Annotated in this window: 25 protein-coding genes and 1 tRNA gene; 18 read left to right on the top strand and 8 right to left on the bottom strand. The window is 47.1% G+C overall.

The features are described 5' to 3' along the window. Positions 1-24: 24 nt before the first annotated feature. Positions 25-729: a UMP kinase gene (locus I8H75_01335; protein ID MBH2005984.1), complete on the top strand. Its 705-nt coding sequence runs from the start codon at positions 25-27 to the stop codon at positions 727-729. Between the two features lie 18 nt (positions 730-747). Continuing rightward, a complete protein-coding gene (gene frr, locus I8H75_01330) occupies positions 748-1,305 on the top strand; it encodes a ribosome recycling factor (protein ID MBH2005983.1) in 558 nt (185 codons plus the stop codon). Here the strand turns inward: frr and I8H75_01325 are convergent. Genes I8H75_01325 through I8H75_01315 form a run of 3 tightly spaced genes read right to left on the bottom strand, consistent with a single transcriptional unit; the run spans position 1,292 to position 3,539 of the window. After that, positions 1,292-1,657, bottom strand: coding sequence for a dihydroneopterin aldolase (locus I8H75_01325; protein MBH2005982.1), 366 nt, complete (start codon positions 1,655-1,657; stop codon positions 1,292-1,294). The genes frr and I8H75_01325 overlap by 14 nt on opposite strands. Then, entirely contained in the window at positions 1,624-2,109 is a 486-nt protein-coding gene (locus I8H75_01320) for a histidine phosphatase family protein (protein MBH2005981.1), read from the bottom strand. The genes I8H75_01325 and I8H75_01320 overlap by 34 nt, the downstream gene beginning before the upstream one ends. Then, positions 2,106-3,539, bottom strand: coding sequence for a trypsin-like peptidase domain-containing protein (locus I8H75_01315; protein MBH2005980.1), 1,434 nt, complete (start codon positions 3,537-3,539; stop codon positions 2,106-2,108). The genes I8H75_01320 and I8H75_01315 overlap by 4 nt, the downstream gene beginning before the upstream one ends. Here I8H75_01315 and I8H75_01310 point away from each other — a divergent pair. Then, entirely contained in the window at positions 3,538-5,316 is a 1,779-nt protein-coding gene (locus I8H75_01310) for a lytic transglycosylase domain-containing protein (protein MBH2005979.1), read from the top strand. The two genes, I8H75_01315 and I8H75_01310, sit on opposite strands and share 2 nt — an antisense overlap. Further along, positions 5,295-5,369, top strand: a tRNA-Glu gene (locus tag I8H75_01305). The genes I8H75_01310 and I8H75_01305 overlap by 22 nt, the downstream gene beginning before the upstream one ends. Here I8H75_01305 and maf read toward each other — a convergent pair. Next, a complete protein-coding gene (gene maf, locus I8H75_01300) occupies positions 5,329-5,922 on the bottom strand; it encodes a septum formation protein Maf (protein MBH2005978.1) in 594 nt (197 codons plus the stop codon). The genes I8H75_01305 and maf overlap by 41 nt on opposite strands. Further along, positions 5,909-6,193 (bottom strand): integration host factor subunit beta, encoded by a 285-nt coding sequence (locus tag I8H75_01295; protein ID MBH2005977.1) that lies wholly within the window; start codon positions 6,191-6,193, stop codon positions 5,909-5,911. The genes maf and I8H75_01295 overlap by 14 nt, the downstream gene beginning before the upstream one ends. A gap of 58 nt (positions 6,194-6,251) precedes the next feature. Between I8H75_01295 and ffh the strand changes: the two genes are divergently transcribed. Together ffh and I8H75_01285 are read left to right on the top strand one after the other, a co-directional pair. Beyond that, entirely contained in the window at positions 6,252-7,688 is a 1,437-nt protein-coding gene (ffh, locus tag I8H75_01290) for a signal recognition particle protein (GenBank protein ID MBH2005976.1), read from the top strand. Next, positions 7,685-9,787, top strand: a complete 2,103-nt coding sequence (locus I8H75_01285) for a hypothetical protein (GenBank protein ID MBH2005975.1) — start codon at positions 7,685-7,687, stop codon at positions 9,785-9,787. Before ffh ends, I8H75_01285 begins: the two co-directional genes overlap by 4 nt. On the opposite strand, the gene I8H75_01280 is transcribed toward I8H75_01285, so the two are convergent. Next, a complete protein-coding gene (locus I8H75_01280) occupies positions 9,771-10,136 on the bottom strand; it encodes a hypothetical protein (GenBank protein MBH2005974.1) in 366 nt (121 codons plus the stop codon). The genes I8H75_01285 and I8H75_01280 overlap by 17 nt on opposite strands. A 118-nt stretch (positions 10,137-10,254) precedes the next feature. On the opposite strand from I8H75_01280, the gene I8H75_01275 reads away from it, so the two are divergent. From I8H75_01275 to I8H75_01255, 5 genes are all read left to right on the top strand, one after another. Further along, the gene (locus I8H75_01275) at positions 10,255-11,796 is read left to right on the top strand and encodes a tetratricopeptide repeat protein (GenBank protein MBH2005973.1); all 1,542 of its coding nucleotides are present in this window, start codon (positions 10,255-10,257) and stop codon (positions 11,794-11,796) included. A gap of 133 nt (positions 11,797-11,929) precedes the next feature. Next, the gene (locus I8H75_01270) at positions 11,930-12,277 is read left to right on the top strand and encodes a hypothetical protein (protein ID MBH2005972.1); all 348 of its coding nucleotides are present in this window, start codon (positions 11,930-11,932) and stop codon (positions 12,275-12,277) included. 72 nt (positions 12,278-12,349) lie between these two features. Continuing rightward, positions 12,350-12,598 (top strand): DUF1566 domain-containing protein, encoded by a 249-nt coding sequence (locus tag I8H75_01265; GenBank protein ID MBH2005971.1) that lies wholly within the window; start codon positions 12,350-12,352, stop codon positions 12,596-12,598. A 161-nt stretch (positions 12,599-12,759) separates the two neighbouring features. Continuing rightward, positions 12,760-13,479, top strand: a complete 720-nt coding sequence (locus tag I8H75_01260) for a hypothetical protein (protein MBH2005970.1) — start codon at positions 12,760-12,762, stop codon at positions 13,477-13,479. A gap of 72 nt (positions 13,480-13,551) precedes the next feature. After that, positions 13,552-16,299 carry a hypothetical protein gene (locus tag I8H75_01255; GenBank protein MBH2005969.1) on the top strand — a complete coding sequence of 916 codons (2,748 nt, stop codon included), beginning with the start codon at positions 13,552-13,554 and terminating at the stop codon, positions 16,297-16,299. Positions 16,300-16,309: 10 nt separating this feature from the next. On the opposite strand, the gene I8H75_01250 is transcribed toward I8H75_01255, so the two are convergent. Continuing rightward, on the bottom strand, positions 16,310-16,891 hold the full coding sequence (locus tag I8H75_01250) for a hypothetical protein (GenBank protein MBH2005968.1): 582 nt from the start codon (positions 16,889-16,891) through the stop codon (positions 16,310-16,312). Between the two features lie 51 nt (positions 16,892-16,942). Here I8H75_01250 and mnmG point away from each other — a divergent pair, with 51 nt between their 5' ends. Genes mnmG through I8H75_01230 form a run of 4 tightly spaced genes read left to right on the top strand, consistent with a single transcriptional unit; the run spans position 16,943 to position 20,909 of the window. Continuing rightward, positions 16,943-18,676, top strand: coding sequence for a tRNA uridine-5-carboxymethylaminomethyl(34) synthesis enzyme MnmG (gene mnmG / locus I8H75_01245; GenBank protein ID MBH2005967.1), 1,734 nt, complete (start codon positions 16,943-16,945; stop codon positions 18,674-18,676). Then, positions 18,669-19,973, top strand: a complete 1,305-nt coding sequence (mnmE, locus tag I8H75_01240; protein MBH2005966.1) for a tRNA uridine-5-carboxymethylaminomethyl(34) synthesis GTPase MnmE — start codon at positions 18,669-18,671, stop codon at positions 19,971-19,973. The genes mnmG and mnmE overlap by 8 nt, the downstream gene beginning before the upstream one ends. A 32-nt stretch (positions 19,974-20,005) precedes the next feature. Then, positions 20,006-20,614, top strand: coding sequence for a threonylcarbamoyl-AMP synthase (locus I8H75_01235; GenBank protein MBH2005965.1), 609 nt, complete (start codon positions 20,006-20,008; stop codon positions 20,612-20,614). A 37-nt stretch (positions 20,615-20,651) separates the two neighbouring features. Next, the gene (locus I8H75_01230) at positions 20,652-20,909 is read left to right on the top strand and encodes a type II toxin-antitoxin system prevent-host-death family antitoxin (protein MBH2005964.1); all 258 of its coding nucleotides are present in this window, start codon (positions 20,652-20,654) and stop codon (positions 20,907-20,909) included. 86 nt (positions 20,910-20,995) lie between these two features. Here the strand turns inward: I8H75_01230 and I8H75_01225 are convergent, their stop codons facing one another. Continuing rightward, positions 20,996-21,358: a transposase gene (locus tag I8H75_01225; protein ID MBH2005963.1), complete on the bottom strand. Its 363-nt coding sequence runs from the start codon at positions 21,356-21,358 to the stop codon at positions 20,996-20,998. Here I8H75_01225 and I8H75_01220 point away from each other — a divergent pair. The 3 genes from I8H75_01220 to I8H75_01210 all read left to right on the top strand — a co-directional run. Next, positions 21,294-21,638 carry a hypothetical protein gene (locus I8H75_01220; protein MBH2005962.1) on the top strand — a complete coding sequence of 115 codons (345 nt, stop codon included), beginning with the start codon at positions 21,294-21,296 and terminating at the stop codon, positions 21,636-21,638. The genes I8H75_01225 and I8H75_01220 overlap by 65 nt on opposite strands. Positions 21,639-21,683: 45 nt before the next feature. Then, the gene (locus tag I8H75_01215) at positions 21,684-21,881 is read left to right on the top strand and encodes a hypothetical protein (protein MBH2005961.1); all 198 of its coding nucleotides are present in this window, start codon (positions 21,684-21,686) and stop codon (positions 21,879-21,881) included. 260 nt (positions 21,882-22,141) lie between these two features. Then, positions 22,142-22,730, top strand: a 589-nt coding sequence (locus I8H75_01210) for a hypothetical protein (protein MBH2005960.1), incomplete at its 3' end; no start/stop codon positions are given.

Raw genomic sequence — 22,730 nt, 5'->3', positions numbered from 1 at the left:
CACAACCTGGCCCTATAAGGTCTCATGTTCAAACGAATATTGCTTAAACTTTCAGGAGAGGCGTTGCAGGGATCGTTGGGCTCTGGAATAGACGCTAAAATCATCCAAGGAGTCGCTCAAGAAATCAAAGACGTTACGGAGATGGGCATTGAAGTGGCATTGGTGATTGGAGGAGGAAATATCTTCCGAGGACTTGCGGCAAGCACGCAGGGAATGGACCGATCGACCGCGGATTACATGGGTATGCTGGCCACGATCTTGAATTCATTAGCGCTTCAAGATGCGCTTGAAAATATCGATGTGAGCACCCGCGTTCAGTCGGCCATTGTGATGGCAGAGCTCTGTGAACCTTATATTCGTCGAAAAGCCATCCGGCATCTCGAAAAGAAACGAGTCGTTATTTTTGCCGGAGGTACGGGGAATCCGTATTTTACAACCGATACGGCGGCTGGATTGCGTGCGATGGAAATTCATGCAGATGCTATTTTTAAGGCAACCAAAGTAGATGGTGTTTACGATGATGATCCGTTTAAAAATCCAAAAGCCAAAAAGTACCAAGAGCTCTCTTTCAAAGAAACCCTGACGAAGGGGCTTAAAGTGATGGACTCGACCGCCATTTCGCTGTGCATGGATAATGCTATGCCAATCTATGTGTTTAATATGACTGAATCTGGAAATATTAAACGGATTTTAAGTGGCGAAACAATAGGGACAGTGGTAAGAAACTAATTTTTAGGAGCAATAGAAATGTTGGATGATATTTGCTTAGAAGCAAAAGATCAAATGGATAAAACCATTGAAGTACTGAAGCGCCAGTTGGCAACTATTCGAACCGGTAGAGCCAACGTCAGTTTGCTGGAGGGTGTTCGGATAGACTATTATGGATCTTTGAGCCCGATTGCTCAAGTGGCTTCAATCAGTGCATCGGACTCCCGTACGCTTGTCGTAAGACCTTGGGACAAGGGAATGTTAAAGCCAATCGAGAAAGCGATTCAAGAAGCCAATTTAGGTCTTGTTCCAGTCACCGATAGTGAGCAGGTGAGGGTTCCAATTCCTACTTTGACGGAAGAAAGAAGGAAGGAGTTTGTGAAACAAGCTCGCCAAAGAGCCGAAGACGCTAAAATTGGGGTTCGAAATGCGCGTCGCGATGCCAATGATCTTTTTAAAGATGCCGTCAAAAGAGGAGACTTATCTGAAGATGATGAGAAAAAAGGCTTGAAGACGACCCAAGAGATTACCGATCAATCTATCGCCGAGATCGATAAAATTTTAAGCCATAAAGAAGCTGAGATTATGGTCGTTTAGTGAAATGGATTCGAACTCCTGCCGAGCGAGCATTCGGCAGACATTGGGGTTTTTCGAGATCCATTTCAATGCTTCGAATGTTCGAATCGAAATTTTGGCAAGTCTGTAAGAGATTTTGCGCTAAACACTCAAGAGTGAAATAAGAGCTCTGCTTTGCTTGGTGAGTTAGTATTTCGCTCAGTACCGAGTAATCGATGGTATCTTCTAAAGAATCGGTTTGCCGAGCCTTCATCGAACCAAGTTCTAAAACGAGATTCAAAACAAGCGTCTGAGTTCGTATGCGTTCATCTGGGTTGCAACCAATGATGCACGCAATTTTTAAGTCGCGGATATAAAGCCGGCTAGAGTCCATGTTCCTGCTTTCCTTAAAGCTTGTTCCCAATCATTCGTATCATGTTGAAGAATCGCTACGCTACCAGGATCCATCGGTCGATATTGATGCGAAAGAAGCTCCAAAAGCGATTCCATCGCTGGATTATGGCCAACCAATTGCACGCAATTGGATTTGGCTTCGAGTCGAAGAAAATCGATCACTTCCCCTGCAGAAGCTTGATACAGGCTTGAAGTGTAAACGATTTTTGGAGCAAAACCGAGAGCGGGTACCAAAATTTCGGTGGTTTGCCGTGTGCGCAGAGAATCGCTGGAATAGATATAATCCGGAATTTTTCCGAGCTGGCTGAGATGAGAAGCGATCGCTTGAATCGCTTCTCGGCCCTCAGGCGCCAGAGGGCGCTCATGATCGGTGAAATGCTCCGAAGCAAGAGCGCTCTTAGCATGGCGCATGAGGATCAGGTGCAGGGTCATGGTTTCTGAAGTACCACAAACAATGTGCTTTGTCCTCGGCGGACAAACATTCGCAAAATAGCGCGTTCAGGCGCTTTTTTAACAATATTTGCGAGTGCTTCGGCGTTTTTGATGGCTTGGTTGTTGACTTTGATAATCACATCCTCTTTTTCAAGACCTACCATGGCCGCGATGCTGCGAGGGTTTATCTCCAGAACCTTGGCTCCTTGAACCGAGGAGTCTTTGTAACTTGCTACGCTCAGTCCCAGCTCTTCGAGGCTTTTGAGATCGGCTTTTTTGAGGGGGATTTCTTGATTGAGTGCTTCCAAGGTAATTTTCAACGTGATTGATTTTCCGTCTCGAAAAAGAGTGATCGGAGCGCTTCTTCCAACGCCTGCGAGTCCGGCTTCTACAGAAAGAGAGCTGGCATCTTCGATCGCTTTTCCATCAAACTCCGTGATGACATCTCCGGGTTGGATGCCCGCTTTCGCAGCGGGGCCATTCGGGAGAACTTCTCGAACAAGGGCCCCTTGCGCAAAAGGTAAACCGAGTTCTTTGGCCAGATCGGAGGATATGTTCTCAATGCGAACTCCCATGCCCGAACGGGAGACTTTCCCTGTTTTTTTGAGCTGAGGCAACATGTGTTTGACTTGATCGATCGGAATCGCAAATGCGATACCTTGACCTGAAGCACTGATCGCGGTGTTAATTCCAATCACCTCACCGGACATGTTAAGCAAGGCGCCTCCTGAGTTTCCTGGATTGATCGGAACGCTTAGTTGCATGAAATCAAACAAGCCGCGTTTTCCGGACGGCTGAATGTCTCGGCGACCTCGTGCGGAAATTGGGCCAAAAGAAATTGAATGTTCAAGTCCAAGAGGGTTGCCAATCGCCATCGCAAAATCACCCACGTGCATGCTGTTTGAGCTGCCCAACGGGATCACAGGCCAATCTTTTCGATCGCTTTTGATTTGAATCAGAGCCACATCGGTATCTGGGTCTGCACCAATGACTTCTGCATCGTATTCCTTGAGTTCCCCTCCCACTTTGATTTTAATTTTGCTCGCTGCCTCTATGACGTGATTGTTGGTGAGGGCAAGACCAGAGGGATGAATGATAAACCCGCTGCCTAAGCCTGTGCTTCGTTGTTCCGGCATTCGCATGTTAGGTCCTGGACCAAAAAATCGAAATAAGTCTTCAAACCCAGGTGGAATTTGCTGTTCTGATCGGGCTATGGATTCCGTAGTAATGACTAAAACCGCTGGTTTAACCCGGTTTACAAGCGGTGCTAAAGACGGAATAGCCAGGATTTGAGTCTTGGCTTGTTCTGCGTTCATCTCAACCCAAAGGTCGTTTTTGGTAGCTGGTTTGACGGCGGGCTTGTCTCCAAAGAAGCCCAATAAAAAAGCCAGTGGTAAAGTAATGGTCAGTATCGGTAGGATTCTTTTCATGAATGCGATTAAAAACCGTTTAGTCAATAAATTTCAAGTGGGAGCTGGATTGGTATTCGGGGTTTGTTCAATTCCTGCTCACTTTTGGGACCAGGAAGTCTTGAATCTTCCTGTGAAAAACCAGACAGAGCTCGTAAAAAATATTTCATCCTCTTCTCAGGATCGAGAGCGGCGAGAAAAATTGGCGTCTTTGCTCGTAGAACAGAACCCCAAACGCGTTTTAGTCGAATTACCTGAAACTCGCGCGGCGAGGCAAATAGGTGTTCTGGGGCTTTCGACCGAAGAACGAATCCAAAGAGCTCGAATTCAGTCTCAGTTTAATCAGAATGCAGAAGTTCTTGAAACACTTCAGCCTGTCGAAAATGCCGATCTAAATTGTGAGGTCAGTTATTTGAAGAGCCTGTCCTTTAGAAGAATGCGTCGTTATTCGGAAGCTCGGGAGCAGCTTAAAAAGGCCCTTTCGATCTGCACAGGAGAGACTCTTAAGAAAGCACACTATTTGAAAGCTCGCCTAGCCGCGATGCATTCAAGTGAAGAGAGCTTGATTGTTTTAGAAAATTTTTTGTCCAAGTATCCGACGGATGTTTTGACAGACGATGTCATGCTTTGGAAAGCACACGTTTTCATGGATCTGAACCAAACCGCTTCGGCTCAAAAAGCGCTTTCAGAAATTATCGAACGTTTTCCTCAAGGCGATATGAGCGTTCAAGCGCAATTTGAACGTGCTTTTAATGCCATTCAATGGGGGGATCGAGCCGAAGGACTCAAGCTTTTAGAAAAACAGAGTACTCCACAGGCTCGGTATTGGTTCGGGCGATTGCTGCTTTATCCGGACTTAAACTCCTATCAGGGTGAAAAGGCGGCTCTGGGCGAGCCAGAGAAGGGCAGGCAAGTGCTTCAAAATCTTGCTCACGATTTTCCGACAAACCTATACGGATATTTGGCCGCGCAGCATTTGAAGGAGCTTTCTGTTTCAAAGCCTTTAAAAAGTGCGATTCCAAAGTCAAAAACTCTCACGGAAAATCCGACGTATCAAATCTTTCGCTGCCTGAAGCGCAAGAAACAGGATTCAGAAGCCGTCTGGGTTTTGGATCGTTTGGTCAAAGAAAATCCGTCGGAGGCGGATCGAATTGTTTTAGCGAAAGAATATCTCGATTTGAAAAAGCCTGAAAAAGCGCACCAGTTGATGAGGAGAGCCGGACTGGCTTTTCCTCGATTTCCCACAAACAAAAAATCGTTTTTTTATGAACTGGCTTTTCCGGATGCTTTTCCGGAACTCTATCAATCAGCATCTCTGCGAAATGCTTTGCCGTCTGAACTCATACGAGGTCTAAGTCGTGAAGAGAGTCAATTTGATGCTCAAATCGTTTCTTGGGCAGGGGCAGTAGGCTTATGCCAATTGATGCCCCAAACGGCTCGAAAATCTTCGATCGAACTATTAAACCCTTTGGTTAATATTGACACCGCCGCGGAGCACTTGAGGGCCTTGTTTGATGACCTGCAGCACCCGATTTTAGTCATTGCAGCCTACAATGCAGGAGCTGATTCCGTAAAACGTTGGTTAAAAAAAATGCCGAACGAAGTGCCCGTCGATTTCTTTATTGAGCAAATTCCCTATCAGGAAACTCGAAATTACGTGAAGAAAGTGACCGAAGCTTGGTTTACTTACCGATGGCTGAATCGAGACCTGGAACTTGGTTTGCTTGGAGAAAAACCCTTGATCAAGTCTTTGTCTTCGGGTACGAAGGTCAGCGTGGCCCCTTCGTCTAAGGGTTAGGACAGCAGCCTCTCACGTTGTAAATACGGGTTCGAATCCCGTAGGGGTCACCAACCGATCGAGACAATCGAGCACTTCTTTCAAAGGTAAACCGAGGACATTGGTCAAACTACCCTGGATTTTGTCCACAAAAGGCCCGCTTCGTCCTTGAAGCGTGCAAGCTCCGGATTTTCCTTCCCATTCCCGCGTTGTCAGGTAGTTCTCAATTTCTTGCGCCGACAAAGATCGGAATTGAATGCGCGTAACAATGGTATCGGTCTGTAGTTTTCCTCGATAAAAAATGCCGAATCCGGTGAGCACACGGTGTTCTTTTCCAGAAAGAAGTTCAAGCATTTCGCGAGCGTGGTTGATATCCTGAGGTTTCCCTAGAATCATTCCTTCCACTTCGACTACCGTATCGGCAGCAACGATCGGCAGATGAGTTTGATCGACCACCGCTAGGGCTTTTTCACGTCCAAGACGTGAAACAAGGTCTTGAGCACTCTCTCCAGGAATCGCTGTCTCATCGACATTGGGGTTCAGAAGAACCAACTCGAAACCGACAGCTTCCAAAAGTTCTCGTCGTCTTGGGCTGGTTGAGGCCAGGGCTATCTTAGTTTGCACGATTCACTCGTTCACGAAGTTCTTTTCCAGGGATGAAAAACGGAATCCATTTTTCAGGAACTGAGACTTTCACGCCTGTTTTCGGATTGTGTGCATTTCGAGGGTTACGCTTCTTAGAAGAAAAAGCCCCAAAGCCGCGAATTTCAATGCGCCCATGACAAGCCAGTTGATCGCTCATTGCCTCCAACACCGTACGAACAACGATCTCAACATCCAAGTCGGACAGATCTTTTGCCTCATAGGCCAAACGCTCGATTAATTCGCTTCTTAACATAAATTGAACCTACAATAGGTATTTGGCAATTAGCAAACAGCAAGCTACAGAACTGTGCATGCTTGAGACGCTATCCAACGGTTTTCGATCTGCCAGAAATTTTCTAAACGGGCAAGCTTTGCTTACGGAAAGCAATGTTAAAAATGCTTTAGTAGAAATTCGAAAATCTCTTTTAGACGCGGATGTGCACGCAGATGTGGTGGAACAGTTTCTGCAACGCGTTCAGGATAAGGCACTGGGCCTTGCCGTGACGGTCTCTTTTAAGAATCGAAAGATAAGCCCAGCAGAACATTTTATTCGAATTTGCCAGGAGGAACTTGAGTCTTTGATGGATTCTGGCTCCGAGCCCATTCAACTCAAAAAACCGATTGCTAGTTTGATGATGGTGGGCTTACAGGGTTCTGGGAAAACGACTTCAACCGCTAAACTCGCTCGATTCTATCAAAAATTGGGTTATAAACCTCTGTTGGTTGGAGCCGATATCTATCGGCCGGCTGCGATCCAGCAGCTTGAAATTCTGGGAAAAGAGCTCGGCATTCCTGTGTTTTCAGCGCCCGACCTTCAGCCACCCGAGCTGTGTGTAAGAGCCCTGGAGTATGCCAAGGCTCAAAATTTTAATTTGGTTTTATTCGATACGGCAGGACGTTTAGCCATTGACGATAAGTTGATGAGCGAATTGGAAAGTATCAAACGTTTGACGAATCCCGATCAAGTGATGCTCGTCATCGATGCCATGATGGGGCAAGATGCGGTCAATACGGCTTCTGAGTTCAATCGGCGGCTTGAAGTCGATGGTATCATTCTGACGAAGCTCGATGGCGATGCGCGTGGAGGAGCAGCGCTCTCTGTGCGGACCTGTACTGGAAAGCCTATTCGCTTCTTAGGAGTCGGTGAGAAGAATACCCAGTTGGAAGAGTTTCGAGCACAAGGACTCGCTTCTCGTATTCTCGGCATGGGCGATATCGTTTCATTGGTCAAAGATTTTGAAGAGCACATTGACCAAGAAAAAGCGGAAAAAGATGCGCAACGCATGATGAAGGGTCGGATTGGTTTGCAGGACTTTCTGGACCAAATTCGAATGATTCGGAAAATAGGACCCATTGCCGGTCTCTTGGAAAAACTTCCAGGCATGGGGTCCTTGTTGCCCATGCTTCGCTCCGATGGCGATGCGCAGATTCGAAAAATCGAATCTCTCATTTTATCCATGACCCCTCAAGAAAGACATCAACCCGATTTGATACGGCTGAGTAAAACTCGGAAGCGGCGCATTGCACAAGGATCCGGTCGGAAAGAACAAGATCTGGAAGACCTCTTGAAGCAGTTTGCTTGGATGAAAGAAAAGATGCAAAATATCGGTAAATTGGGCGGATTGAGAGGGTCTATCCCTCCAATGCCTAGGAGCAGCGCTGAATTTTCTGCGCCCAAATTAGATCCCAATCGAAAAGAAAAGCGTAAACGAGAAAAATTGGCTCGAAAAAAGAATAAAAGAAAATGAGTTTAAAAGAGAATCGATTTCCTTCGACGGCTTCCATGATCCTTCCTTTGCTCGCATTGGCAGCAACGGTGATTGGCTGGAAATCTCAAATCTTGGCTACGCCAACCTTTGAGTCTGCATTGTATTTTGGGTTATTTTTAGCCCCTGCTTCATTCTTTGCCGGAGTTTCTCGAGGAGTACATCGCGCCTCTCAAGGTTACATGCAAGATTTTCGCAAAGAAAGTTTTTGGGTGTTTGGTTCGCTCGTTGGAGTGCTCTTTCTTCTCAAATCGCACACTGTTGTCGTTCAAAGTTGCAGCACAAGTGCGGGTATGGTTCCTTTTTTGGTGGCGATTGTTCCTCAACTCCTTTTAAACTTGAGTACGGGGCTTTGGATAGGTCGTTTGATTGGGCAGATGCGTCTGGCCATGCTCGTTTCGGTTCTTTTATGGGTTGGTTATTGGGCGATGAACATCGTACTTTGGTGGTACCAGCCTTCTTTACGCTTCTTTGAGCCTTATTGGCTATTTATTGCAGGAGACTTAGTGCGTGGGCAAAATCTGGATCCCGCGTTGCTCTTCTATAAGCTTTCGAATCTTCTTTTGGCGTTGGCTCTGATAGGCATGGGAGTTTATACGAAGTTTCATGCTACCAAATTCTGGCTTGTTTTGACTTTATTAGGACTTGGTTTGTTCGGTCAGTGGCAGAGTTCTTCTTGGATATCGCCTCCCTATAAAGAACGTCTGTTGGACTATCCTGATCAAATCGTTCGTCGAAATGTGATCCTGCACACAAATTTAAAAGCTGTTGGTCACAATTCGGCAGAAGGAATTTTGCAGGAAGCCAATTTGTGGTTGAATCGTTTGGAAAAAAGAACCGGTATTCGCTCGGCTGGACCCATTCGCATTTGGCTCTACAAAAATTCGGAAGACCTTGCACGTCACACGGGAGCGAAGAACGTTCACTTTTCTCTGCCCAGTCATCGAGAAATACACATCACTGGCACTCAAATTCCCCATCCAACTCTGGGGCACGAATTAGCGCATGTTTTAATCGGGCAAGTTAGCAACACGTTATGGAGAGTTCCTGGCATCTTTGGATTGATCCCCAACTGGGGACTTTCCGAGGGCTTAGCCGTCTACCTCACTCCTGAGTTGGCGATTCAAGAAAGCTTGACCTACGAACAACAAGCCATGGCGAATGATCGTCTCGGATTTGAAAAAAGCCCAGAAGACCTCTTGAACCCAGATCTGTGGTCCTTTTGGCTGAATGGGTCGACTCGAAGCGGTGTTGCCTCAGCCACTTTGCTCGATGCTTATCTGACTCAACAATGCTCAGATGAAGCGTGTGTTCAAAAAAATATACGCGATATCGCTAAAACAGGCGAAATTTGGTTTTCAAGTGATTTTTTAAAGCTATTTCACCTTCGCTTAAAACAAGAATCGTTGCCACAAGATGCGATTCCGTGGATGAAAACGGAGCATCGTGCAAGTTCCATTTTGTTTCAAGATTGCAGGGCTCAAAAAGTAGAAAGTCCTCTTTCTCTTGAAGCAAAAGCAGATGCCTTGGCTCTTTCTGGGCAATGGGCGCTTGCAGCGGAGGCTTATCGCCAAATCGATGGGCGTGAACAATCGGTATCGATTCAACGTAGGTTGTTGCTAAAGCAGGCCTTATTGACGGGTTCCCGATTGGGGAAAGCAAGTTTTCAGATATTTGTTGAGAAGCCTCAAGATCCATTAAGAATAGGGGCTTTGTTTGGTGACTTAGGATATCTGCTAAGCTCTCACTTAAGTCCTAGCGCAGAGCGGGATGCGGCTTCGTATCTATTCGCGAGAGCCCAAATTTTATCGGGCAATTTTGAGTTAGGTCTGCAAACGATGCCTACCCACATGACGGGTGTTTTGGGCTTGGAGTCCAAACGACTCGTCGCTTTGGGAAAATCGCAAATGGGTCAGGCTTTAGAAGCCTCAGCAATGTTTGAAGCTTTAAAGCAAGAAGCTTGGCGAGCAGCGGATCGAATTCGATTGGCAGACCTCTCCGAGCGCGCCAGTTTGATTGCATCTGGGCAAAAGTACTTGTTAGGAGTTTGGGAGAGTCCGTTTATCAGCCCTCTTCACTGAGCTCAGGCACATGCGATGCGTAAGCGCAGTAAAAAAGCACTGAAATCGCTGCTAGCACACCGCTTGTTCCTAGAAAAGCAAACCCGGTCGTTTTTCTTTCTCCGGTTGCCAAAATAGGCACAGGGGTTTCGGTCGAATTACTGTCTGGATCCGAAGGATAAAGACGCCCGCCGTCCAGCGGAAATAGCGTGATGACTCCGGCTAGGCCCATGAAGAGAGAGGCTGCTCCTGAGACAATAATGGGGGTCTTTAAGTGTTCTCGACAACTGCTTGTTGAAGCGTTGATCGGTTCCGATAGAAGCAAACCCAGGGTCAATAAAATCGAGAAAAGTGCGGAAAAATTCATCATGGACCTCTCAGTGAATTGGGATTTATTTGAGATTGTGTTTTTTTTCAAGCGCCTATTTAAAAAATATTTTTAGAATACTGTTTTGAAAATAAAAAACAGATCGTGTTAGTTTTTAATTGTGACACCTAAAACCGTTCAATTTCGAAAACGAATTCAAGATGCGTTTTTACGCGTAGAAGAGGAGCAAATCATCCTTTTTGTCACTTTGGAAAACTGGGTTCATCTGTTGCTTGTTCCAAAATGCTACTCGTATAGTGCTTACGAGATCAAGCAGATCGCAAACGAAATGAAGCAAAATATTTTACCTAGCAAGCATCCGGAACATGACTTTCAGGTTTTAGAATGGCAAGAAATTATTGATTCCAATCAGTGGCGCCATCCACCTTTTGAGGCCTGGTTAAGTGTTCAGCAAACACAGGCTGTTTTCTTCGTTGAAAAAGACAAACAGCTCAAAGCTGGCGAAGCGATTTGGCTCGGTATTCCGATCGATTCTGTGGAAGTAAAGCGAAACCCTGTTGAGGACTTCATCCAGATGACGTTGAGGTCTCCCACTTATTTCACTAAAACGCATAAGCCGTGTGGCATTAAGAACGAGAAATTTGGATGGATTGTCGAACGGTATGAATCAGATCACTGGCAATCCATCGAGTATGGCGATTTTGAAGAGTTTCGTGCACGCGCTAAACAGCAAACAGGCCGGTGGCATTTCGAGGGAATGATCTACATTCATGAGGATCCAAGTCGTTTTGCCGCTGTTTGTGTCGGCGAGCAAGTTGCCAGTATCGCGGCGTTTCCAGATTTGGTTTTGGGAGCGATCAAAGTCTCGAATTGCAAACTTAAGAAAGTGCTTCTGAATGCATTCTGTGAAGATGTGCTCATCGTCTCAGACCCGGGCATTTCGAAAGAACTCTTGCGAGAACTGAGGGAAAAAGCCGAAGTTCTCCTGAGCGATATTGGCACGGATGGAATTGACAGGCTCGACTACCAATCTCTCTGTGAATTACCCAATTTTCCTTGTGGTCATTTTCAATTTCAAACTATTCCTGCTCCTTATTTTGACTTGGTGCAGGCTGCCGAAGAGGCGAAAGTGTCTCTTTCTCCAGGCAGATCCGATTATTTGAGAGGTTTATCCTATGAATTGATTCAGCTTTGGGCGAAGGCAGCAGAGTCTTTTCGTGCATCCGTCCGATACAACTTGAACGATGGAGATATCAACCATGCTTTGGGTCGATCGTTGATTGAAATGGCTCGCCCTTGCGAAGCAATTCCATTTTTGAAAAAATCACAAACATTGCTTCCAGAAGATCCCGATGTCATGAATGGACTTGGTATTGCTTACTTAGGAATTGGAGAAGGTTATCAGGCTCAAGAAGCGCTCGAAAAGGCAGTTGGACTTTGTCCGGAGGAAGCTCAATTTTTAGCGAACCTAGGGCGCTGTTATTTGTCAAATAAACAATTCAAAAAAGCAGAATCGATACTCCAGCAGGCAATTGAGGTGAATCCTCATTTTTCCGATGCGCATGCGACATTGGCCCAAGTCTGTTGGCGGCAGGGCAACCTCTCAAGAGCCCGTAAGCATGCTCGAAAAGCATTTGCTACAAATCCTGGCAGCTCGTATTGCCAGGATTTGTTGTGGGCTTTGACAGTTGATGAGCGCTAAAGCCCTCAAGCATTGACGGTTCCAAGTGGAAAGTCTCGGAAGTGGCTCGAATGGGTCGGCAAATTCGAGACAGCGTTCGAGAGGTGAAGCCTCTTTCGCTCGGTTCGGCTTGGGTGCCGCTCACTAGTCAGACATGGGGCTTTTATCGGGTGAAGCAGCCTATAAGAATTACAATGCGCACTACATTCCGGTGGCTCCAACGGAGGATAGTTTTGATTGTCAATATTATTACCCTTGCCTAGCAGATCAAGCGCCTATTTGCGATGAGTTAGTGGTTTTTCAACCTTCGCAGGCCTTGCCGCGTTATTGGGTGGAACTTCAAGTGGAACATCCTGCGATGGACTTGGAAGAGGATCAATTGAAGATGTATGAGCAGCTCGCTCAGCTGTTCGATGGGCAAGGGAGGATGGATAAGCCTGTGCGTCAAGCCATGGTAGGAGCTCCGAGTGTAATAGGGGGTGTCCCCGCTCAGGCGAGTTGATGATTGGTATCAAGGCCCGCGGGATGCTCAAGACGTCCCTGTTCTGGAGTGGGACCGTGAGAGTCTAAGAGAATGACTTTTAAAGAGGCCGAAGCCTATGCAGGGAGTCGTCGGTCGGAAGGGTGGCGATTGTCAACAATTTGGGAATTAGAGGCGCTGTATCAGCAGCAAGGTGTGTTAGGAGAAAGAGATAACAATTGGTATTGGTCAGGCACTCTGATTGAGGGTAGTCCTGGTACCGCGTGGGTCGTCATTTTCGCTAGTGGCAACGTCTCCTCTCACGATATGAGGGTTCGTTACTATGTTCGTTGTGTGCGCTGAGGGAATCGACTGTTTGAACGCCATTTTGCTGAGAATCGCTGATATTTCTAGCTCCCTCTTGTGATTTGATAGGGTCTTGTTAGACTCCCTCTTCGTTTAGGAAGCTCTTTCCGAAACCCGGGCGCTCAGAGTTCCCGGGTTTTTCATTTGAGGTAGTATCTATGAATCGAGTTGGTTTTCTTGTGCTGGGTTTTGTATCGATTGGCGCATGGTCTTTCGCCAAGTACCCGATGACGGTGTTCTCGCGCCCATTCACCATGCCTCGCAATTCTTTTGAAACAGCGCTTCGTTTCTCTAACTCCAATGCGGTGTCTCTTTCGGCTGATTACGGGATAACCGATCACTTTCAATTGGGTCTATCGTGGGCAGGTCTGCAAGCAGGAAATGAGCCGGATCAAAAAATCAGTTTAAACCTGGCTCACTATCTCTTTGCAACCAAGTACCTGAGTTCCATGGCAATCGCTTCGATACCGTTTCATTTTGATGCGAGCGTTGTGAAAGGGATGAGCCTGAGCATGGCAACGTACATTCCTTTGGTGCGAGGATATTTAAATTTAGTGCTTTTAGAGAATTTGATAACGATTGATTGGTCCTCAAATCCGCAAGCAATCTTTGCTTTCGAGACACGCCTTTCTTGGCAAGCGACTGAGGCACTTTGTCTCAATTTAGTCACTAACTGGGCCCAGATCAGCACAACCGGGGACTACGAGCATGTAGGTCTAAGGACTCCGCTTTTCCTGAAGGCGCTTTATGCGGTGACTCCGATGATCGATGTCTTCGGTCAAATCGGTTACAATAACCTGCAGAAAATCGATCGCAAAGAAGGCGGATTGATAGCCATGTTAGGAATTGCTCTGCGCGGCGGTAGCATCGAAGAGTAAAAGCGTATTAAGATTTGTTTGGCTGCAAGATGAATCATTGCAGATAAGTCACGCTGATTCTTGAGGGGAGAGATGGCAGTTGATCAATTTGGAATTGGAACTTTGCCTGGTGCCCGAGATCCAGAGGCAGTGGAAGGCTCAACAGAGAGCCTGTATCGTTCTGGAACAAGCCCTGCTTTAGCAGATTCGTCGGCGGATCTGTTTGTCTCAACCAGGACAATGCCAGGAAGTTTACTGACAGCGATTCAGCCTAAAGCGGGTGATACGATCAAACTTGAGTTGCAGAAGTTGAGCACTCAGATTGAGACCCTTCAAAAGCAAAAAGATAGCTTGGCTCAAATCGATGCGTTTCGCATGGCTCAAACGTTTTACACACGGGCTGGACTTTTTGAAAGAAGGAGCTTGAGACGTTCTGGCACGAAGCTTGGATTAAGTGAAGAACAAACTAGAGAATGGAAAGCATGGAAAGATACACCGCGAAATAGTTCAAAAGATCATCGAGTCTGGTTTTCTGAAAAGGTTTCAGAGCTTCAGAAAGCTGTGAATAGCAGCGAGCCGATTAAACACATTCTAGATTGCGAGAATCGCTATGTTAACAGCGGTTTTTTTACGCGACAAAAACTTCGAAATACCCTGGAGAGTGGCCTGACGGAACAGGAATTAAAAGATTGGAAACAGTGGAAAGCGAGTCCAAGCAACCACGATCGATCTCATCGTGAGTGGTTTGCAGAAAAATTGAAGTCCTTAAGGCCATCCGAATCGGAACAAAAAGCGGTGTTATTAAACTTGAATTTAGAGAAACAGGCTCTGGAATCAATCGCTAGCGATGAAAATGCAATGGCATCCGCTTCCGACTTGACGACCTTGCCCAGCGATCTTGGAGAGCGATCTCGTTTGATCCAGCAGCGCTTAGCTCAGCTTCGGGAAATTCGAGAAAAAGGAATTTCCTGCGAGCGTTGGAGGCTTGAACAACGTCGATTTCAACTCGAGTGGGGAGGTTATCGAAGTCAATTAAGCGAGAGAATAGAGGCCGCTCGCATAGAAAAGACATTCGATCGAAGTATGCAAGCGCTTCAAACGGAATTGGACGAAGTAGATAAGCAATTCGAACCTGTCGAAAAAATAGGAGCTGTTCGAATTCAATGGGGCAAGTCAGCAGAATATACTCAGTTGCTAGAAAGGATCCAACAAACCGAACGATTTGAGAGCGTTCGGCGCTATCAAACGACGTTGCCTGATCAAATTTCCAAGGCGATTGACCAGCTTGAGCTTGAGGATGCTGATCGATTGTTGTCGAATCAGCTGTCAAAGCGGTTTGATGAACGGCTCCGTGATCTCAAGCCGGGTTCGTCTGAATTTGAAGTGCAAGTACACGCTCTTGTCCCTCAAGTTGAGGAATTCACGCTTCATCATTTGGCGAAAGAACGTTGGGAACAGAGATTTCCGGGTTACCCCTGTGGGCATGAAAGACATCTCTATGAATACATCCGTTTTGTCCCTGTGCTTGAATTGCAGGATGGATCGAAAGTCACTGAGGGAGAGCAATTTAGATCGCAAAAAGCGAATCTTCTCAGAAAGCTGAAAAACCTGCAATCCGAACACGAGCGCATTCTAGGCGTGAGAGCGAAAGCAAAAGAGGCATTTAAAGCCAAAAAAGTGGGAGATTGGTCTGAGGAGATGAACAACGCGGTGGATTCTTGGCTCAGATCTGTAAAAACTTCTGAGGAAGCTGCCATCGTTGTCAAGCAAAAGGACTCTGACTTTCGTGCGATGGCACGCAATCAGACAGAAACTTTGTTGCGAACCCAGCTCAATTCGTTTCAGCAGCAGCTTGAAACTCTTGAAAAAGAGCGCAATCCGGATTCCATCGGCTATCAGCGGCTTTTTGAGCAGATTGAGCGTTCAGCGGCCCATCGAATTTGGTTGCCTCCAACGGGTATAAAACCCAGACCGGATAGCGATGCAGCGCGGCTGTTGGCAATCAAAGCAAAGATAAGTCTGAATCTAGCGGTTCGAAAAGATCTCAACTCCATCGCTCAGGGCGATGTTCCAGCGAGGCTCTCTGGAGCATCGGATGAACACTTAAAATTACTGGGGCAACTCTTAGCGACTCAGTACGGCGTTCATTCGAGCGCGGAAAAGCTCTTAGAGCGTATGGGTTTAAAAAGAGAAATTTTTGGAAATTGGCAAGCGACCAGCCGCGCCAACATGAGTCCTGGCGGCGAGTATACCATGCTCGAATCGATAGGCGAGGGCAGCTATGGTTTGCAGAAATACCAAGCCAAAATCTTGTTAGCGTATTCTGAACAAAGACTGGCTCTCATGCGCCAATCTTCCCCCCAACATCGTCTCAGAGAAGAAGTTAATGCGGACCAAGAGGGAGCCAGCAAAATTCTAGAGCAAGAATCGGATCTTCTCCCAAGAACTGAGCGGCAAGAGGATCTGATTCAGAAATTTGTGGATCACATTCTTCGCTCAGATGGGTCGAGTGAAAGCCTAAGTTCCATCCTCGAAGAAATTGAAGAAGCGAGTCTGGAACAAGTAAAGACGATGGGTAGAATGCTGGGCGTTCGAATGGAAGTCACGCCAGAAATACTGCTTCAAAAGCTCGGATTTAAAGAGACCAGCACGCAAGCCAATTTCAGCCTAACGAAGCTTATTGGGCAGGATCCCATGAGTTTTCTGGAAATTGGCTATCATTTATCCCAGAACCAGGCTGCTTTATTGCAGGCCTTTGCTACGTCGGAAGGTCGGCATTATCCAGAAGATTCGCCTCTCATGCAAAATTTGGCGATCATACAAACGGGATCCGATGTCTAAAGTAGATCGCTTAGAAATAAAAAAGGTAAGAAAAGCGGCCCGCGTATGAGAAACGCGTTGCATGATGAAAATCAAAAAAGGCTTGGGCTCCTAGATCGATTTGAAAACTCATTTCGTTCATGAACACCCATTCAAGACCAGGTCCAAGCTCTAGAATCATCCAGGCTTGTTTGCTTGGGCTGCTGCTGTCGGAGCTCGAATTAGGGTTGTTAAACAAAGCCACAAGACCTATGCCGGTTTGAACAAAGGGTCGCCAGTTTTGCGATGCAAAATTCCAACGCAAACCCGTTAAAGCGTTCACAGCGGGCAAGATTTGAGTTTGCGATAAACCGTAATTCCGGGCGTAGCCAAACGAAACCGCACTTTGGGTGAACCACCAAAGACTGTATTGGTACAGGGCGTATTGATAACCGAGGCCCAATTGAAGCTGGTCGGTCATCGGCCACTCGTTGGGATCTGGCTGGGGTCTTAAAAAAGAAGCAGAGGTGTCATAACCCGCCCATCCGAGATAGAGTTGGAAGGCACTGCTGTTAAAGTACTGAGCCTGAGTGGCTAAGGAAATGAAGCAAACCATCCAGCGAAACTTTCTCATTTGTTGTAAGTACTCCTGCCCTCTTGCTGAAATCAAGCTATTTGATAAAAAATGGCGATGAAATTGGATGTCATCGTAGTAGGAGCAGGCCATGCGGGGTGCGAAGCGGCTTTGTCTGCGGCGCGTTTAGGTCTTAAGACTCTTTTGATCACAGGATCTTTGGATCGAATGGCTGCTTTGAGCTGTAATCCGGCGATTGGAGGCGTGGGCAAGGGTCATTTGGTAAAAGAGATCGATGCGCTGGGTGGCGAAATGGCTCGCATCGCTGATCGAACAGGAATCCATTTTAGAACCTTAAACGCTTCACGGGGGCCCGCTGTACAGGCGACGCGCTGTCAAAGCGACATGGAACGTTATCGCAGAAGAATGACGGAAGTGCTTTTCGCGACTCCCAATCTGCATTTAAAACAAGACGACGTGTTGGGTATTTTGACTGAAAAAGGTCGTGTACAGGGTGTCTCAACGAAAAACAGCGGTTCTCTCTTGGCTTCTGCAGTTGTTATCACCACCGGTACTTTTATGGGCGCTCAACTTCACTTGGGCTTTCAAAGAATGCCGGGTGGACGAGCTGGAGAGGCTCCCACTTCAGGGCTCTCTGCTTCTTTGGCGGATCTGGGCTTTGAACTGGGTCGCCTCAAAACAGGAACCTGTCCACGATTGGATGCTCGAACCATCGATTACGCCGCTTTAGAAGAGCAAAAACCGGATCATCCAGCGCCTTTGTTCTCATTTGAGAGCCGTGAACCGGTGTTGCGCCAAATCTCTTGTCATCTGACCTACACCAACCCTAAAACGCATGAAGTGATCGGAGAGAGCATTCGTTCCAATCGAGCTCCGTTGTATAACGGCCAAATTGCAGGAACAGGCCCTCGCTATTGTCCAAGCATCGAGGATAAAGTTGTTCGATTTGCTGAAAAAGAATCTCATTTGATTTTTTTAGAGCCGCAAGGGCTTGATACTTACGAAGTGTATCCCAATGGCCTTTCCACTTCCTTGCCTCCCGATGTCCAGATTGAATTCTTAAGAACCGTGCAAGGTTTGGAACGCGTCGAAGTGACTCGTTGGGGTTATGCCGTCGAATATGATTTTGTCAAACCAACCCAACTCTTTTCAACCTTGGAAACCAAGTGCATTTCAGGGCTCTATTGCGCGGGGCAGATCAATGGAACAACCGGTTACGAAGAAGCCGCTGCTCAGGGACTTCTAGCGGGCCTCAATGCTTCTTTGAAACTTTTGGGCAAAGAGCCTATCGTTCTTGGAAGACATCAAGCGTACGCAGGCGTTTTGATCGATGATTTGGTCACGCTGGGGACAGACGAGCCTTATCGTATGTTTACTTCCAGAGCCGAGCATCGCTTAGTTTTGAGAGAGGATAACGTTTACGAGCGTTTGGCGCTGCTGGGGCATCAAGCGGGCTTACTCAGTTCGGAAAGGTTTGAAAGCATACAGGCATTTGAAGACATGGCTCGCAGTAGTTTAGCTTTAGAGCATGAGGATCCCCGCGTTCGCCATCGGGCACGAGTGGAGCAAAAGTACGCAGGTTACATCGGACGCGTTCAGAAGGAACTCCGCGAGCAGATGGACTTGGATGCTTGTTTGATTCCGGAGTCGGTATTCGATTCGCAAATTCCAGGCATGAGCAACGAAGTTTTTGAAAAGCTCAAAAAACACCGACCTCAAACTTTGGGGCAAGCGGCTCGGCTGAGCGGCATTACCCCCGCCGCTCAAACGCTGATTCGAGTAGCCATTAAACGCCATGCTCGGAGCCAAGAATCTTATGCGTGACACGATCTGTGCACTGGCAACATCTCCTGGTCAAAGCGCTTTAGCCATTGTCCGAGTCAGCGGGCCGGATTCTGTTCGAATTCGTGAAGCCGTCTTCACTCCAAAGTATGGCAAGCAAGCGGACTTCAAAGCGATTCGTGGCGATGTGCTCGACTTTGATGACGCAGTTTGCATCTCTTTCCCAGAAGGAAAGAGCTTTACTGGAGAAGCGAGTTTTGAACTTTCGTTGCATGGAAGTTCCCTCATTATTCAGCAAACGCTTCATGCTCTCCAAAAAGCAGGGGCTCGATTGGCTCGGCCGGGTGAATTTTCCATGCGAGCCTTTCTCTCTGGTAAACTTGACTTAACTCAAGCAGAGGCTGTCTGTGATCTGATTTCGGCTCGTTCAGAAGAAGCTGCTCGAGTGGCTCTTCGAAACCTCAAAGGAGGACTTGCCCAAGTTCTTGAACCGGCTCGGATCCAAATTATTGATGCTTTGTGTGAAATTGAGGCTCGTTTGGATTTTCCGGATGAAGATATCGGTTCCGCCGTTCGACAAAGCCTCCAATTGGCTTTAGAACAAGTGGTTACCGATCTCAGCAGCTTGATTGCCAACGCCCAATTGGGCAAACGCTTGATGCAAGGAGCCCGTGTTGTCTTGTACGGTGCACCCAATGCCGGTAAGTCGACTTTGCTGAATACGCTTTTAGGGGAGGAGAAAGCGCTGGTTCATGAAAAACCAGGCACAACGCGTGATGTGATCGAAGCCGAGTGGGTGCTGAATGGAATACCGGTGCGTATGATTGACGTTGCTGGCATTCGAGTAGATCAAGGCTTGGACCCGGTTGAACAGCTTGGCATTGAGCGAGCGCGAAAAGAGCTGCAGAGTGCCGATCTCGTGCTTTGGTTGAAGCCGCAGGGAGATTGCTCTTTAGAAGAACCCGAGATGAACGTACCCTTGCTGACTATAGCGAGTAAATCCGACTTGGGTCTCAGGTGTGAAAACTGTGAACAGGCTCTGTCTGCTAAGACAGGCTGGGGGATCGAATCTTTAAAAGAAAAGCTTTTTGACTTTTTGGCTGGGCCTTCTCGCGATCCAGAAAACACGATTCTGACTCGCGCGCGGCAAGTAGAAGAGGTTCAGACGGCCAAGGAGGCGCTGGAAGAAGCTCTTTGGGCTTTAAAAAATAGAGAGCCTGATGAAGTTGTTGCGTTTGAATTGCGCAGCGCGGGTCACGCTTTGGATCGTTTGCTGGGTAAATCGCTGAATGAAGAGGTCTTAGACTTAATTTTTAGTCGCTTTTGCATTGGGAAGTAGTAAGGTACAAAACCATGGCCCACAGTTCGTCCTTGAGACTCAAAATCGATTCAGAGTTTCCGGAGCCTCGTATGATTGCTCATGCGGTGACGATTTTGGAACGAGGTGGGGTGATCGCGTATCCTACCGACACCCGCTATGGAATCGGCTGTGGGATTTTTGACAAACAAGCGATTGACCGAATTTATCGAATTCGAAACTTAGATCCGGAGCATCTTTTATCGTTTGTGGTTCCGGATTTATCGGATATTGCTCGTTACGCTTTAATTGAAAGCGATGCCTATCGGATGATGAAGCGCTACTTGCCAGGGCCATACACGTTTATTCTGCGAGCCGCCCCAGAAGTGCCTAAAATTTTCCAAAGCAAGCGTAAAACCGTGGGGATTCGTGTGCCGAATCACCCTGTTACCCTCGCTTTAGCTCGTACTTATAAGCGCCCGATTGTTTCTTCCAGCACCAAGCTTGGCAATCGCACTTTATACGGTCCTCAAGAAATTGTTGAACACATCGGCCACGATTTGGATCTCATTCTGGACGCGGGTACTCTCGATGGATCCGATTCCTCTGTGGTGGATTTAAGCGGGCCTTATCCCATCGTGATTCGAGAAGGCGCGGGGGATTTAAGCTGGTTGACGGTTTAAATTGATCGAATGAGTACAGATATGGTAGCATGCAGCTGTGGATGCGATTAGTGATGCTCAAGCACGCCGAAATTTTACGAAAACAATGAAACGTGTCTGTTCAGATCATGCTCCACTCATGATTACTCGCCAGAATGAGGCACCAGTCGTGATGCTTTCTCTAGAAGATTTTAATGCAATAGCCGAAACCTTGCATCTTCTTCGAACTCCCAATAACGCACAACGACTAAATGATGCCGTGAGGGATGTTAAAAATGGTATTGATTTGTCTATTCTTTCGAGTCCGATCGTTTAACGATTATTGCTTGTTGATATCATGACTAAAATTTTTTGCCTTTGCTTGAAATTTTGCCATCAAAAGTCCTAGGGTGTGTCCTCATTTCATTTTCCTAACTTCAACCCAATCATCGAACAGGCCAAATACACAATTGCCCGGTAGTTTCGAGCTAATTTCTCAAACCGAGTCGCAATACTTCTCAAATGCTTCAGTCTCGCGAATAAATTTTCAACAAGATGGCGGTGCTTGTACAAATGGGAGTCAAATTCTGAATTTGGTCTCATACTGTTCGAACGGCGCGGAATAATCGGTATTGCACTTCGATTTCGGATGTGTCGCCGAATTTCATCTGAATCATAGCCCTTATCAGCAATTACGTTCTCGGCTCCATAGGCCTGGCTGATGATTTTATGGGCGACGGTTGCCTCTTGTACTTCACCAGCGATTCCCGTCAAAATAAGCTTCATCCTGGCAGGTTTGGCCGTATTTCACCTCAAGTTTCCCTCTCTGCTCCAATACGATCAGCAATGCCGAAAAATCACCGGCTCGAACCTCAAGACCTTGTATCGAGTCCAAAACCTCCCTTGTGACACCACCCTACGCGAACGTTTAGATGAGCTCTCTTCCAAAAGCCTGCGAGGCATCTTCAAAATCCTCTTCGCTTTTGCCCAGCGGGGCAAGATATTGGAATCTTGCCTCTTCTGGAACCAGTCTGTACGCGGCTGGCAAGCATCTGCAATTGCTTGAAGAATTGGATTTGAAATTCATCAGAACCTGTGCAGCAATCTGGGTTTGTTGATGCTGCTGGCGTTTCTGATTGATCCGCTTTCGGAGCTATCGGATCAAAGCTTTCAACGAGCGAAAGCGTCTGCGAAGAGCTATTGCGTTTTATGGGAAGAGCTGCGGGCTGTTTTGAAGTTTTTTATGGTGGAGAGCTTTGAAGGTTTGTATTTGAAAATCCTACCAGAGCATCGGTACAACAGCAGCTGAGGGTGTGGCACAATCTGTTCTGACTGTTAATCTCTTTTTTTTGGGGATCTAGGGGTGGTTTATTCTCTCGTAGCTTGAATCAGTCAAAATGAGTTATTTTTCTCAAAAATAAGGGGCTGCTCTTGCATCCCTTGCCATTTTTCCACGTTGGCGGGAATGGCTGATCCAATCGGTTCAAGCATTGACGATTTTCAGTGGAAAGTCTAGGAACAGAGAAAGTCGTTGAATGGCCTCGTCAATGAGAGGGAGTGTTTATTTGTATGAATCAAATCTGCGTTTCTATTTTCTTTGTTTTTGCTTTATCTCCCAATCTGTTCGCCTGGAATTTGCTGGGGTATCGACCTGCTTGGTTGCAAGATGCTTACTCGGAAGTGGCTCGCATGGGTCAGCAGATCCGAGACAGCGTTCGAGAAGTGAAGCCCCTTTCACTCGGTTCAGCTTGGGTGCCGCTCACGCGTATCGGTGACGACTACATCTCGCAAATGATCCAGCGGGATAAGCGCATGAAAGAACTTCGACAAAAGATGCACAGACTGCGTCAAATAGACAAAGCTTCGGAAGCTTCGGCCGCGGAAGAAGAGCTCTTGCGATTGATCGAGCTGGGGTCTCTGCCTGAGAAGCGTTCGAAGGCAGGAGCTTTGAAGATAGGGCTGGAGCTTCGGGATGCAGCACCGGGTGAGTTGTCTTTGCCTGCCTCTAAAGCCAAGCATTCGGTGCCGGGGCTACGGTTGGTTCCCGCCGGTGGCCCGCCGCCTCAACCGGAGCCTTTGCCGGCAGGCGTGCGTCAAGATTTACCCGATTCCTGGATTCCTTGGGGAATTAGCGAACGCGTTTTCAACAACAAGACGC

Source organism: Myxococcaceae bacterium (assembly GCA_016000045.1).
Classification (GTDB): domain Bacteria; phylum Myxococcota; class UBA727; order UBA727; family JABDBI01; genus AER2-1.
The sequence above is the reverse complement of the archived record's forward strand: the minus strand, read 5'-3'. Positions and strand labels throughout refer to the sequence as shown.